At 68.7% G+C, this 13,399-nt stretch carries 10 protein-coding genes and 1 pseudogene; 5 read left to right on the plus strand and 6 right to left on the minus strand.

Annotation, left to right across the window (positions count from 1 at the left end; genetic code table 11):
* Window positions 1–103 precede the first annotated feature (103 nt).
* Complete coding sequence (locus MDN94_RS33410; protein ID WP_482729563.1) at window positions 104–670, minus strand: transposase; 567 nt, start codon at window positions 668–670, stop codon at window positions 104–106.
* Window positions 671–789: 119 nt separating this feature from the next.
* Here MDN94_RS33410 and MDN94_RS33415 point away from each other — a divergent pair, with 119 nt between their 5' ends.
* Window positions 790–3,324: a SpoIIE family protein phosphatase gene (locus MDN94_RS33415; protein WP_482729564.1), complete on the plus strand. Its 2,535-nt coding sequence runs from the start codon at window positions 790–792 to the stop codon at window positions 3,322–3,324.
* Here the strand turns inward: MDN94_RS33415 and MDN94_RS33420 are convergent.
* A pseudogene (locus tag MDN94_RS33420) lies at window positions 3,285–3,716 on the minus strand (DUF5131 family protein); the annotation flags it as partial. The gene MDN94_RS33415 and the pseudogene MDN94_RS33420 overlap by 40 nt on opposite strands.
* Before the next feature lie 635 nt (window positions 3,717–4,351).
* On the opposite strand from MDN94_RS33420, the gene MDN94_RS33425 reads away from it, so the two are divergent.
* On the plus strand, window positions 4,352–4,510 hold the full coding sequence (locus tag MDN94_RS33425) for a hypothetical protein (protein WP_482729565.1): 159 nt from the start codon (window positions 4,352–4,354) through the stop codon (window positions 4,508–4,510).
* 326 nt (window positions 4,511–4,836) lie between these two features.
* On the opposite strand, the gene MDN94_RS33430 is transcribed toward MDN94_RS33425, so the two are convergent.
* Window positions 4,837–5,952 carry a serine hydrolase domain-containing protein gene (locus MDN94_RS33430; RefSeq protein WP_482729566.1) on the minus strand — a complete coding sequence of 372 codons (1,116 nt, stop codon included), beginning with the start codon at window positions 5,950–5,952 and terminating at the stop codon, window positions 4,837–4,839.
* Between the two features lie 344 nt (window positions 5,953–6,296).
* On the opposite strand from MDN94_RS33430, the gene MDN94_RS33435 reads away from it, so the two are divergent.
* The 3 genes from MDN94_RS33435 to MDN94_RS33445 all read left to right on the plus strand — a co-directional run bounded on the left by MDN94_RS33435 (window position 6,297) and on the right by MDN94_RS33445 (window position 11,069).
* Complete coding sequence (locus MDN94_RS33435) at window positions 6,297–7,178, plus strand: AraC family transcriptional regulator (protein ID WP_482729567.1); 882 nt, start codon at window positions 6,297–6,299, stop codon at window positions 7,176–7,178.
* 551 nt (window positions 7,179–7,729) lie between these two features.
* A complete protein-coding gene (locus tag MDN94_RS33440; RefSeq protein ID WP_482729568.1) occupies window positions 7,730–10,177 on the plus strand; it encodes a SpoIIE family protein phosphatase in 2,448 nt (815 codons plus the stop codon).
* 634 nt (window positions 10,178–10,811) lie between these two features.
* Complete coding sequence (locus tag MDN94_RS33445; RefSeq protein ID WP_482729569.1) at window positions 10,812–11,069, plus strand: hypothetical protein; 258 nt, start codon at window positions 10,812–10,814, stop codon at window positions 11,067–11,069.
* 105 nt (window positions 11,070–11,174) lie between these two features.
* On the opposite strand, the gene MDN94_RS33450 is transcribed toward MDN94_RS33445, so the two are convergent.
* The 3 genes from MDN94_RS33450 to MDN94_RS33460 are packed head-to-tail and all read right to left on the minus strand — an operon-like array spanning window position 11,175 to window position 13,367.
* Complete coding sequence (locus tag MDN94_RS33450) at window positions 11,175–11,462, minus strand: sulfurtransferase TusA family protein (RefSeq protein WP_482729570.1); 288 nt, start codon at window positions 11,460–11,462, stop codon at window positions 11,175–11,177.
* 49 nt (window positions 11,463–11,511) lie between these two features.
* Complete coding sequence (locus MDN94_RS33455; protein WP_482729571.1) at window positions 11,512–12,693, minus strand: cysteine desulfurase family protein; 1,182 nt, start codon at window positions 12,691–12,693, stop codon at window positions 11,512–11,514.
* Window positions 12,690–13,367: an ArsR/SmtB family transcription factor gene (locus MDN94_RS33460; RefSeq protein ID WP_482729572.1), complete on the minus strand. Its 678-nt coding sequence runs from the start codon at window positions 13,365–13,367 to the stop codon at window positions 12,690–12,692. The genes MDN94_RS33455 and MDN94_RS33460 overlap by 4 nt, the downstream gene beginning before the upstream one ends.
* Window positions 13,368–13,399: the final 32 nt, after the last annotated feature.

A 13,399-nucleotide genomic window follows, 5' to 3' on the forward strand; every position in this document is an offset into this window, starting at 1 on the left:
GACACCATCGGTGTGGTGGTCAGGCCGCCAAGGCGGCCTCGAAGTCGGCGGGACTGCCCCTGGACACCCCGGATGCCTGGGTGATCTACGAAGGGCACTCCCGCTACGTAGCACCCACAGAATTCGATTGCCGTCCAGTCGGTGCCGCCCTCTGTCTGTGCCGCGTCGGTCCGGCGCAGCCAGGCCGTGAAGTCTGACGTCGCGGCCATGTCCTTGCGCTGTTGAGAGCCGCTCCCCCGTAACGGCCACTGACACCTCGACTCCTGAACCCCCGTCGACATACGCGTGGTCCTTCTACGTGGACCGCGATCAGCACGACGAGTGGAAGCTGTTCTTCTTCGGCGATCCCGACATCGGGAACACATACGTGATGACGCGCGAGACAGGTCATAGCCATTCGTTGATCGCTGCGACCAGCACAGTCGCCTCGTAGCGGGTGCCAGGTGCCGTCCCGCTGCCATCGGCGAAACAGGTCGTAGACCCGGCCCCATGGCCCGTACACAGCGGGGACGTCCCGCCACGGAACACCAGTCCGGGCCGTATGCCGTCGATCAACTGCCGCCGAGGCCAGACCGGCGGCCGTCCCACCCGCGTGCCCTTCGGCAACAACGGCTCCAGCGTCGCCTACTGCTCGTCCGTGAGATCTCCCCGACCCATGCCCCGTGATCATTCACAGCTCAAGATCCACTTTCGACACACGGCCTAGGTGCAAAGCCTGCGACTGGCAATCGGTTCATCACTCTGGGTTGCCGCCGAGCTGACCTGCGCTGACCTGCGCACACTGGAAGCATGCAGGGGATGACTGTCGGCAGGACGGCGGAGCGTGAAGATCTACTTGCTGCAGCCGTCGTCGAAGCCGTCGAAAGAACCGGCGCCTACGCAGCAAGTGTCTTTCTGCGCTCCCGCGACCGCCGGTCGATCGTGCTCGCCGCGACGTGCGGCGTCACCCCCTCCTTGCTCGGTGGCTGGCGCCTCATTTCGGTGACCAGTCCCATCCCGGTGGCCACTGCGTACAGCACCGGGCGCACGGTCCACCTGGCCAACGCAGAAGAGACGATGCGCCGTCATCCCCAGCTCGCCGTGGCCCTGCCGTACGCCTTCGGCTCCTGCTCCGTGCCGGTGGGCGCGGGCGGCGGGACCTTCGGGTCCCTGGCGGTCGTCTGGGCGGCGTCCCCAGGCAGCGAAGGACTGTCTAAGGCCCAGCGCCGCCACCTGCGGAGTGTCGCCAACCGGCTCGGCGACTCCCTGGCCGCACTCCGCGCCCGTACCGGCGATCCTGTCGAATGCGACCCGGGAACGGCCCCCGTAGAGATCCCGGCTCCGTCGGGAGCTGCCGTGCGGGTCGGCTTGTTCCAGTGGGACCTCATCACCGGCACATTCATTGCGGACGACGAACTCTGCGCGATCTTCGGTCTCGACCCTCGTGCCTTCGACAGACGAGCCGAAACGCTTGCTTCCTGCCTTCACCCCGGCGATCTTGCTTCCTTCAGAGCCTGCGCCCGCGACGCAGCCATGTACGGCCGGACCACCAGTAGGCGCCTGCGGTTGTTGGATCACGGGCACGGCGGCGACGTGTACCGAACGGTCGAGTTGTGGGGCCACGTGCCCGACGCCGACGACACGCGGGCAGGCACCCATATGCTCGGCGCGGTCGTCGACTCCCGGGCCGGCCACATGGCCGTCGCAGCGGTCGAGCGGCTGCGGGACGGGGTCTTCTCCCTCGCCCCCGATGGACGGGTCACCTACACCAACCACAGTGCCCTGCGACTGCTGGGCGCGTCCCGCGACGAGTTGCTGGGGCACTTCCTCTGGGATGTGCTGCCGTGGCTGTCCGATCCCGACGTCGAGCACCGGCACCGGTCCGCGATGATCTCGCAGGCGCCGGCCTCCTTCCTCGCCTGCCGCCCGCCCGACCGATGGCTGTCCTTCTCCCTCCATCCGAAGGCGGACGGAGTGACCGGCCGGGTCGTAGCCGTCGGTCGGCCACCCCCGGACTCGACGCCTGCCGCCTCCTCGGCAGCCGCAGCACCCGCTACCCCGCCGGCGCGACTGGGCGTCATGTACCACGTCCTGCAACTGGGGAGCGCGCTGACCGAGGCGGTTACCGCCCGCGAAGTCTGTGAAGCCGTCTCCGACCAGCTCCTGCCGGCCTTCGGAGGCCAGCAACTGGCGATCTATGTGGTCCGTGACGGAACGATGCACCTTCTTTTTCACACTGGCCACCACGAAGACTTCCTGGACTGGCTGGAGGGCGTACCGCTGCACGCCAGTCTGCCCGGGACGGAGACCCTGACGTCCGGTGCTCCGCTCTTCATCGAGTCGCAGAAGGATCTCTCCGGGGGCTACCCAGGCATCCCCGCGGGCGGGGTCAGCTCGTGGGCGTATCTTCCGCTGATCGCCTCCAGCCGCCCTGTCGGCACCTGCGTGCTCGGCTTCGACGAGATCCATCAGTTCACGGAGAGGGACCGCGGCGTTCTGACCGCGCTCGCCGGACTGATCGCCCAGGCACTGGAACGAGCGCGGCTCTACGACTCGGAGTTCGCCCTCGCGCGCGGCCTGCAGCAGGCGCTCCTGCCGCACCGGCTGCCAGTAGTCCCGGGCATCCGCAGCGTCGTACGCTATCTGCCCGGCACCGGCGGAATGGACATCGGTGGCGACTGGTACGACATCATCCCCACCGACAGCGGGGTCTGTCTCGTGATCGGAGACGTGGAGGGGCACAGCATCGCCGCCGCAGCCACCATGGCCCAACTGCGCAGTGCGGTGCGGGCCTTCGCGGCCGTAGGGCACATGCCCGCCGATGTGATGAGAGGCGTCAACCGAACCCTCATCGACCTCGACCCCGGACTGCTCGCCAGCTGCTGCTGTATCCACATCGCCCCCCACCGCCACGACGCCTATGCCGTCACCGCCGGCCACCCCCCACCTCTGCTCCGTCGCCCCGACGGGACGACCGACGTCCTCGACCTGGACGTCGGCCCCATCCTTGGTGTGGAGCGCGCGAGCGCCTACCCCGAAACCCGAATCGCCCTCCCGTCCGGATCCGTCCTCGCCCTTTACACCGACGGACTGGTCGAGGAACCCGGAGCCGATATCGACGTGGGGATCGACCGCCTGCGAGCATCCCTGGCGCACGCCCGGGCGGACTCGCTGGACGAACTCGCCGACCGACTTCTGCACAACGCCCGCGGCTCCTTCCACCGAGCCGACGACATCGCTCTACTGCTCACTGAGTTCCGGCCACCGCGCCCTGAAACGCACCAGACAGACCTTGGTTCGGACCATCACGACGACTCAACAACGGGCCGGTCAGCGTCACGGTGAAGTGGTAGACAACGGACCACAGGCACGGCAAGCAGGTCGTCGACCCGTGCGAGTCCGTTCTCCGTTTTTACGGAGACGCCCATCCAGAGGTTGGCGGGCCACTCGAGCTTCGGGGCGACCTGGCGCAGGCGCCGGGCCCGCTTGGTCAGGACCTGGTAGGTGAGCTGTGGTGTGTCGGCCATGACCTGGAAGACCTGGCGGACGAAGTCGAGCGGTACGCGGGCGTGGAACAAGTCGCACATGGAGTTCGCGAACACCACCCGCGGGCTCTTCCAGCCGTAGGGAACGCCCAGTGCGTCGGGGTGCAGCGTGACGTCAAAGCCCGGACCGGAGGTGCGGGGGTCGCCGTCGTTCTGGCACTTCGCCTCGCCCATCGCCTTCAGCCGTTTCGCGAGCGTGAGGGCGTAGCAGTTGTCGCATCCGGAGGAGACGCGGTCGCAGCCGGTGGTCGGTCCAGGTCGCCTCGGTCCATTCGATGGCGCTGTGGTCGCTTACCGCTCTCCTCCTGCTGCCCTGCACGTGGTCACGCCGCCCGCGGCCGGCATGTGCTGCCAAACGATGCCGCTGGGTAACGGAGCTTCTTCGGCTCGGAAATGGTGAGTTCGCCGGCCAGCAGCAAGACACGGGTCCAGGCGGTATGTCGATCGCTGTGAGGCTGAGTTCGAGCCAGACGGCGTTGACGTTGGAGTCTCGCGAAGGGGAGCGGCCGAATCCGGTGGCCCCCTTCACCTGCCGCCGATTCCTCGTGGAGTCCGGCCTGCTGGTGACCGCGCGTGATCGCCGACGGCAATGTCAGCGGCGGCTGCCACGATGATCGTCATGACTCACACCACGGGGTGGTCCGCCAGGACGCGGCGGATCTCGCAGAAAGCCTTGTCAGCCACGGCGATGCGGAGCTGGACCGGCCGTTCACGATCCTGATGCACAAGGAGGGAGGCGGCCTGGTCGAACGCCGTAAGGCCCTCTCAGCGGCGGCTGCCTCGCCGACGCGGAACTGCGGCGCGAGATCAACGACGGGCTCCAGGTCATGGAGAACTGGAACTCCGCCAACTACGACCCGTTCTACGGCAAGGGCGGCGACCTGACCGGCTCCGACAAGGAGTCCCAGGAGGTCTCCATGCTCGCCCTTCACCTACCGCAGTCCACCGTTGGTGCACGTCAACACCCTGCTCCTCGAGGACACTGAGCGAGGAGAAGTGGCAGAAGCGGCTCGCCGACGCCGACCGGCGGGCTCTGTCACCGCTGTTCTGGACCCACGTCCACCCCTACGGCCGCTTCGAGCTGGATATGACCAGCCGGCTCGAACTCGGTCCGCTCGCGGCGCTCCCAACTCAGCGGATTGGACGAACGTCAGACAGCAACCATCCAGGGAATCGCTGGGACGTGGTGAACAACGACTACTCGGTATTGACGGGCGTCGGAGTCGGCCGTCGAGCGGGACCGGCGGTGGCCCCGCGACCTGCGAATTTCGAGCGGGCGAGGGAGAAAGGGCAGCCTCGGTCGCCCCGCATGTCAGAGCAGTCCGCTGTAGGCAGCCATGATGATCTCCATGCCGCGGTTGTCCTCCTGCTGGTCCCGGTCGATCATCTGGTTCATGACGTAGGCCACCGTCATGCGTGAGCCCGGGTCGCTCATGACAAGTGAGCCGCCCCATCCACCCCATCCGAAGGTATTACCGAACTTGCCGAAACCAGCGGTCCAGGACATCGGCGTCCGCAGGACACGGTCCTCACCGTGGAACAACTCCTGCCATGCGGGCTCGCAACCCTGAGGGGACAGCAGTCGCACACCGCCGGCCGAACCCTGGTTAGCCAGTACCGACTGGACGAGGGCGACGGACCGGGCGTTGCCGAAGCCGTTTACCGCTGGGATCTGCGCACGGCGCCAGGCCACAGAGTTGGCGTCCTTGACACGGACCAGGACACCGGTGTAGTGCCGGCGTGCGCCATCCGGTCCGGGCGGCGCACTGGAGGCGTACTCGTCGGTCAGTGACGGTGGCGGAAGGAGCTGTGCGACACGGGAGTCATGCTCCGCAGAGAGCCCGATGTGGAAGTCCGCGCCCAGCGGCTTGGCGACTTCTTCGGCGAAGAAGTCGCCAAGGCTGCGGCCGGTGATGCGACGGACGATCTCACCCACAAGGAAGCCGAAGGTGAGCGCGTGATAGCCGGCGGCCGTTCCCGACTCCCATTCGGGCGCCTGCGCGGCCAGCCCCGCCGTTGTTCTCTCCCAGTCGTAGAGCTCCTCGACCGCGGTCGGTCCGGTCAGGTCGGGCACTCCTGCGGTGTGCGACAGCACGTGCCGTACCAGCACGTCCTCTTTGCCGGCCGAGGCGAACTCGGGCCAGTAGGCGGCGACCGGCGCGGACAGGTCGAGTTCACCCCGGTCGGCCAGGACGAGCGCGCACAGGGCGGTCATGTTCTTGCTCGTCGAGTTCACGCCGACGATGGTGTCGCGCTCCCAGCTGACGGAACGGTCCGCGTCGGCGTAACCGCCCCAGACGTCGACCACCGGCTCGCCGTCAATGAAGGCGGCCGCCGAGGCGCCCACGTCGTCCCTGCTGAGCAAAGCCGCCAGTGCATCACGGACCGCGGCAAACCGCGGCTCGCAGAATCCCTCAATTTCAGTCATGGGTGTCAGCCTCAGGTAAGGCCTGGGCTCCGGCCCGATAGTTCCCGTACCGGTTTTGTCGGGCGGGACGCGATCGAACCTTCTCTACTTCCAGCACGGCGGCCTGATGGTCGCGCGGTCGCGTCGGCCCCTCAGTGGACCGCTCCTGCCTTCGCCCTGCGGTCGGCCGATGACCCGGTCGGCGCCCCGGACCGTAGCGCCGATGGCCGACAGGGCACCGCGGCGGCGGGCGACTCCGGCTGGGGCTCGGGTGCCGGCGGCTGTGGCTTTCTGCGGCTGCGTGCGGCTGTTTGGCAGGGTGGGCGTTCCTACGGTGGAGACGCAAGAAGAAAGGACAGAGACACGTGCTGGAGCGGCTGAATCAGGCGCTGGACCACCTGGAAGCCTGCCTCGACCAAGAGATCGACATGGCCGAGGTAGCCCGGATCGCCGCGGTGTCGGAGCACCACTTCCGGCGGCTGTTCTCCGCTCTCGCCGGGATGCCGCTCCCGGTTTACGTGCGGCGGCGACGAATGACGCTCGCCGGTGCCGACGTGCTGGCCGGGGACCTGACGCTGCTCGATATCGCAGTGCGGTACGGGTACGGCTCGGGCGAGGCGTTCGCCCGGGCGTTCCGATCGGTGCACGGCATCGGGCCGGGCGAAGCCCGGCGCAGTGGCGCGTTGCTCACGGCACAGCCGCGCATGTCCTTCCGAGTCGTCGTCGAAGGGAGTACGACCATGCGCTACCGGATCGTCGAGAAGGAGTCGTTCCGGGTCGTCGGCAAGAAAGCCCGGCTCCCGCTCGTACGCGAGGGGCTCAACGCGGCCGCCGCGGCGCACGTGGAAAGCCTGGACAAGCAGGCAATCGTGCGGATGAAGGAGCTGACCAGCCAAGAGCCGGACGGGATTCTGTCGGCGGTGGTGTACCTGACCGACAGCCGGGAAGAGGGCGCCGAGGCGGACTACTGGATCGGCGTGGTGACCGGTCCCGAGGTCGCAGCCGAGGACCTCGACGCCCTCGACGTGCCTGCCGGGACCTGGGCAGTCTTCGACAACCACGGGCCCTATCCGAGCGCCCTCCAGGCGCTGTGGCGAGACGTGTTCACGCAGTGGTTCCCTTCGAACCCGTACACGAGCCGGACAGGTCCAGAGCTCCTGCGCACGCAGCCGGTGGAGATCGGTGCAAAGACCGACTCCCAGCTGTGGATCCCGGTCGTGCGGGGCAGCGGGAGCGCCGGAGCGTGAACTCGGGCACCTGGACGTTGCCCTCCGCGCGGAAGCCCGCCGACGACCTATGGACGAAGATCAGACGCAACTCACAGCGGCTTCAAGACCGTTCCCTTAGGCCGCTCGGGCAACCACCTTCGCTCACGCCACCTGGGACGGAGCGCGTACAGACTACCGGGCGCGGACGCTGTTCGGGGGGCGTGGTCCACACGAGGTCCACTGGCCCTGGTTCGGCCGGCCACTGCCGCCGCCCGTGATCAGCACACCGCCCCGGCCTCAGGCCAGCATATGGAAAGCACCGTACTGGCGGCGCTGGCACAGAGCAGGACTCCTCAGGGGCGCCGTGTTGGGGGCCGGGCCAAGCGGGACGGCCGGGTGTCTCCTCCTGTAGGTACGCGGCAGTCTTGGTGCGACGTCGCCTCGCTGCCCACCGACCTGCGTTTGCGTGCAAGGAGAGATACGAGTGAGAGTGAGGAAAGGAGAATGCAACGGTGATCCGACGCTTCGCCGCCTTGCGGCTTCCGCTGCGTCCCCCAGGACCGGGAGTCCCGGGGCAGGATGGGCGATGAATGGACATGGAGAATGCCACCCCTCTCGGAAACGGCTCCGATCAGCTTCCGAATCCGGTCACCTCAGCTACGGTAGTCGTCGACGCGCGGGGGACCGTGACGGGGTGGAGTGCCAGCGCCCAGCGGCTGCTCGGGTACCCGTTTGAGGACGTTGTAGGGCGTCCCGCGGCGCGTCTCCTCGGCTCGGACGCCGACGCCATGGGCGACTTTTCCCCAGTTCTCGAGGGTAGAAGCGGGACAACCCTGCTGCGGCACCAAGACGGCCACCACATGGAAGCCGAGCTGCGGGCGTATGCGTCACTCGACCGCGAAGGCAACGCACAGTGGCTCATCATGGCCACACCGACACAGCAGCCACGCCCGTATCAGGAGCGACGCCCGTATAAGGGCGAGGCGACGACGGAGGAAGCCTTCGCGCAGTGCCACCTGCCTCTGATGATCTACGACGCCGACCTGCGAGCACTGCGAGGGAGCACGGGCGCGGCCCTCGAACTGGGCCTCACCGAGGAGCAGATGCGCGGTCGGCGTGTCACCGACATCCTGCCTCCCCACATCTGCAGCACGGTCGAAGAGGGCATGCGCCGGGTGTTCGAGACGGGAGAACCAGAGGAGTTTCAGGTGCACGGCCGGCCGCGGCAGGGAGCCGACGAAAGGTTCTGGGCCGTATCCGTGTCCCCACTGAGGAACCCGGCAGGACAGGTGCGACACGTGCAGCTCATCGCGCTCGACGCCACCGAACAGCACTTGGCCCGAGAGCGGCTCCTCCTGCTGAACGACGTCAGCACCCAGGTGGGCAGCACCCTTGACGTGACACGCACGGCTCAGGAGATGGCCGACGTGGCGGTGGGCCGGCTCGCAGACTTCATCAGCATCGACCTGCTGGACTCGCTGTTCCGCGGCGTCGAGCCCATGCCTTCGGCCGAGGGTTCCATCGCCCTGCGGCGTGCCGCGCAGCAGTCCGTCCTCCCGGACATCCCCGAGTCGATAATCCAGCCGGGAGAGGTGGACAACTACCCGAAATCCTCGCCCCCTGCGCGCTGCCTGGCCACGGGGCGGCCCTCGCTGCACCGCACCCTGGACGAAGCCATCGAGAGCTGGCAGATGTCCGACCCCGAGCGCGCAGCGAAGGTCCGCGCCTTCGGAATGCACTCGATCATGGTCATCCCGCTGCGCGCCCGCGGCATCACACTCGGCGTGGCCGTACTCGTCCGCCACCAGCGCCGGGAGCCCTTCGACGAGGACGATCTGCTCCTCGCCGAGGAGATCGCCGCACGCGCTGCCGTGGCCGTGGACAACGCCCGCCGCTTCACACGCGAGCGGACCACCGCCCTGGCCCTGCAACGGAGCCTGCTGCCGCAGCGGCTCGCCGCCCAGGAGGCGGTAGAGGTGGCCTACCGCTACATCCCGGCCCGTTCCCGGGCAGGACTGGGCGGCGACTGGTTCGATGTGATCCCGCTGTCGGGCGCACGAGTCGCCCTGGTCGTCGGAGACGTAGTGGGCCACGGTCTGCGCGCCTCCGCCACCATGGGACGGCTGCGGACCGCGGTACGCACTCTGGCGGACGTCGACCTACCCCCCGAGGAGCTCCTCGTCCACCTCGACGACCTGGTCACCCACGTCAGGACGGAGGAGAACACAGCCACAGATCACGAGCTCGAGATCGCCACCGATCTCATCGCCACATGCCTGTATCTGGTCTACGACCCGGTCTCGCGTCGCTGCACCGCCGCCGGTGCAGGCCATCCCCCGCCCGCCATGGTCACGCCCGACTGCACTGCGGAGTTCATCGATCTTCCTGTCGGCCCTCCGCTGGGAGTGGGTGGGCTGCCTTTCGAAGCGGTCGAATGGGAGGTGCCCCCGGGCAGCCTCCTCGCGCTGTACACGGACGGCCTCCTCGAGGTCCCCGAACACGACCTCGGCAGGGGCCTGGCGCTGCTGCGCCAGCGCCTCGAGCGGCCTGCTCGCTCGCTGGAGGCCACCTGCGACGACCTGATCCAGGTTCTGCTCCCCGCACAGCCGTCGGACGACGTCGCACTGCTCATCGCGCGTACCCGAGCCCTCGATACAGGCCAGGTCGCCGCCTGGGACCTACCTTCCGACCCTGCCGCCGTGGCCGGCGCCCGTGACGAGGTCTCCCGTCGCCTGGCGGACTGGGGACTGCACGAAGTCGCCTTCACCGCCGAGCTGGTGGTGAGTGAACTGGTCACGAACGCGATCCGCTACGGCAGACCTCCAGTTCAGCTGCGCTTGATCCGCGACACCGTTCTCATCTGCGAGGTCTCCGATGGCAGCAGCACCGCCCCGCACATGCGGCGAGCGCGCATGTTCGACGAAGGCGGCCGCGGCCTGCTGCTTGTCGCTCAGTTCGCCAATCGTTGGGGTACCCGCCACCTGGCCGGCGGGAAGTCGATCTGGGCGGAGATCGGCATTCAGAACGAGCGGCCGTGACGGCACCGGGACGGCACCGGGACGGGCCCTGCCTCGCCGTCCGTCGATTCCGCCGGCTGTGCCCGCCATCCTGGGCAAGATGATCGGGGAGTTGGGGCAGGCACCTGCTCTCCCCGCCTAATTAGGATGCGCGCGCCACCCGCGAGAACACACGTCCGCAGCCGAGTCGGGGCCCGACGAAGCTGAACAGTCTGACGCAGAGCATGTGGTGCCGTGCAATACGTCTACCGCCACCCCGCAGCGGAAACGAAAACGCCGGCGGCCTCGCTCACGCCCCTCACCTGGGCTCGCGCTGTTCACGTCCCGTCTTCCTTCCGTCGGTCGTTGTCGGGCGTCAGGGGTGACCCTGCACGGCCTTGAGACGGCCCCGCGGTCTCTCACATCCTCTAGATCAGCGTCTCGACTGTCCGGGTCGGGGGACCGGGTCTGGTCACGGTGGGCCCCACGAGCCCGAAGTGCGCTCCTAGGTGGGGGCTGGTGACGTGGAGGTGTTGTTGTCCCATGGCCGGTCGGGCGGCCATCCTCGGCGCGTTCAAGAACTCCGTCCCCCCAAGGAGGCGAAGTGCATCGTCGGGGTTCAAGGTGCCGCTCGCAACGCACGGCCAAGCGCTCACACTGGTGTAGCAGGCTGAGGTTGGCTCGACGACGGGCAGAGCTTGTTCCGTTCTCCTCGTTCCGGCTGGGGCGGGTGCGGATCGACAGGTTGCCGCTGAACCGGCTGGCGGCGCTGGCGCGTATGGGGCTGGGGTCGAAGGCGCCGAACCTGGAGCGGACCCCGGAGCATCAGCTGCGCGGCCTGCCTGCCGAGGAGCGGGAGCACGAGGTCCTGGACCAAGACGTCGCCCGACTCTCCCCGCTCAAGCACGCCAACCTCAACTGTCCGGGCCGATAGAGCTTCCGCACTACTGTTCCCTCCGGTGGCGGCCTGGGCCCGCTGCGACGCGACCCGGCTGCGGCCGAGCAGGAAGAGCACGAGTGAGCACAGCGGTTCCGGAGGCTACGGGGAGGGGTGCCATGGCGCGTCTGCGCGAGTGAGTAGCGCGTCGGCGGCCAGTCGAAGGGCATACACCGGCCGCTCGTCGTCCAAGACGGGGCCGAGGTAGTGGTGTCCGGTCATGTGGCACCAGGCGGGTAGGTCGAGCGGTGCGGCTGGGTCGGTGGCGAGAACGTGGACGACGGTGCCCGGCTCCGCGCCGTCGATGTCCTTGCGCAGGCGCAGCAGGAGGGTGACGCACAGCAGGCCGGTGCCGTCGACGGTGATGCCGGGTGCGGTGGTCTCAGTCATGCTCTCCTGCTGCTCGTCGGTTCCTCTTGAGTCGGGCTACTCGGCCCGGTCACTGCGTGGCAGCCGTCCGGATGAGGGCCGCTGCCGCCGTCTCGGTGTCCTCGGCCGTGCTCCAGCGGCCCAGGGACAGCCGTAGCGCGCCGAGCGCGCGGTCCGGGGCCAGGCCCATGGCGGTGAGCACCGTGGAGGGCGTGTGAGTGCCGGTGTGGCAGGCCGCTCCGGTCGAGGCCGCGATCTGGCCGACGGCTGCGAGGAGCTCGTGGCCGAGGACACCGTCGACGCTGACGTTCAGGGTGTTCGGCAGCCGGTTCTTCTCCGGGCCGTTGAGGTGCACGCGGCCGGGCAGGCCGGCCGTCAGCCGTTGGTGGAGGTCGTCGCGCAGGGCCGCGATGCGGGCCGGGGCGCCGGAGGCCAGTTCGGCGGCCGCGAGTTGTGCGGCGGTTCCGAGCGCGACGGCCAGGGCGACGTTCTCCGTGCCCGCGCGCAGGCCGCGCTCCTGCCCGCCGCCGTAGCTGACCGGCTCCAGCCGTACCCCGTCGCGCACGTACAGGGCGGCAGCGCCTTTCGGCGCGTACATCTTGTGCCCCACGACCGTGAGCAGGTCCACTCCCAGCCCGCCGACGTCGAGGGGGATTTTGCCCACGGCCTGGGCGGCGTCGCAGTGGAAAAGCGACCCGTGCTCGCGGGTGAGCGCGGCGAGTTCCGTGATCGGCTGGAGGGCGCCGGTCTCGTTGTTCGCCGCCATCACCGAGACCAGCACCGTGTCCTCGGTCAAGGCTGCGGCCAGGGCAGTCGGCTCGACGAGTCCTTCACCGTCGACAGGTAGCACGGTCATCCGGGCGCCGTGCAGCCGCTCAAGGGTCCGGCACGTCTGAAGGACGGCCGGATGCTCGGTGGCCTGGGTGATCACATGCGGGTGCGGGCGTCCGGAGGCCAGGACCGCACCGCGCAGGGCGAGCAGATCGGCTTCGGATCCGGAGCCGGTGAACACGATCTCGCCGGGCGCGGCGCCGATCAGGTCGGCGACCTGGGCGCGTGCTGCGGCGAGCGCCCGGCGTGGCTCCTGGGAGAAGGGGTGACTGCTGGAGGGGTTGCCGAAGAAGTCCCTCAGGTGCGGCCACATCGCTGCGGCGACGCGCGGGTCGACCGGAGTGGTGGCGTTGTAGTCCAGGTAGACCGGCCCACCGGCCAGCCCCGGATGCGGCGGCAGGTCGCCGCCCGGGGCGGTCACGTCAGGTCCGAGGCGTCGACGGGCAGCTCCGACAGACGCCACTCCAGCATGCCGTCGTTGAGGCGGATCGCCCGGCGCCCGCGGTCGGTCAGCAGCCGCACCGCGTCGTAGGCCAGAACGCAGTACTCGCTGCGGCAGTACACGACGATCTCCAGCTCCTCGGGGAGCTCGTTGATCCGGTCGGCGAGCTCGTCGACCGGGATGGAGAGGGCGCCGGGAATGTGCCCGGCCTGGTACTCCTCCACCGGCCGCACGTCCAGCACGGCGATGTCCCCGGCGGCGATCCGGACCCGCAGCTGATCACGGCTGAGCTCGACGGCTGTGTCCTCGCCGAGGTAGGCGTCCCGGGCGGCGGGTACGGCGGCCTGGTGGCGGTCGGCGACCTTGCGCAGCAGGGCGAACAGCTGGGCGACGTCGTCGCCGGCGAGCCGGTAGTGGATGCGCACGCCTTCGCGGCGGGTGGCGACGAACCCGGCCTGCTTGAGGGTCTGCAGGTGCGCAGACGCGGTGGTCAGGTTCAGCCCGGCCGCCTTCGCCAGCGCGTCGACGGTGCGCTCGCCCTGGGCCAGCAGATCCAGCAGCTCCAGACGCTTTCCGCTGGCCAGCGCCTTGCCGCTGGCCGCGAACGCGTCGTACAACCGCGCCTTCGTCGTGCTCTTCGTGTTCTCCGACATGACATCCTCCATAAATCTATGGATTATTGTAG

It is taken from the genome of Streptomyces sp. WAC00040, assembly GCF_056835925.1.

Coding starts and splice junctions, on each gene's coding strand:
- MDN94_RS33440 (WP_482729568.1), top strand. CDS start 7,730: ATGGACATGGAGAATGCCACCCCTCTCGGAAACGGCTCCGATCAGCTT.
- MDN94_RS33410 (WP_482729563.1), bottom strand. CDS start 670: ATGATCACGGGGCATGGGTCGGGGAGATCTCACGGACGAGCAGTAGGC.
- MDN94_RS33460 (WP_482729572.1), bottom strand. CDS start 13,367: ATGTCGGAGAACACGAAGAGCACGACGAAGGCGCGGTTGTACGACGCG.
- MDN94_RS33425 (WP_482729565.1), top strand. CDS start 4,352: ATGGAGAACTGGAACTCCGCCAACTACGACCCGTTCTACGGCAAGGGC.
- MDN94_RS33430 (WP_482729566.1), bottom strand. CDS start 5,952: ATGACTGAAATTGAGGGATTCTGCGAGCCGCGGTTTGCCGCGGTCCGT.
- MDN94_RS33415 (WP_482729564.1), top strand. CDS start 790: ATGCAGGGGATGACTGTCGGCAGGACGGCGGAGCGTGAAGATCTACTT.
- MDN94_RS33450 (WP_482729570.1), bottom strand. CDS start 11,462: ATGACTGAGACCACCGCACCCGGCATCACCGTCGACGGCACCGGCCTG.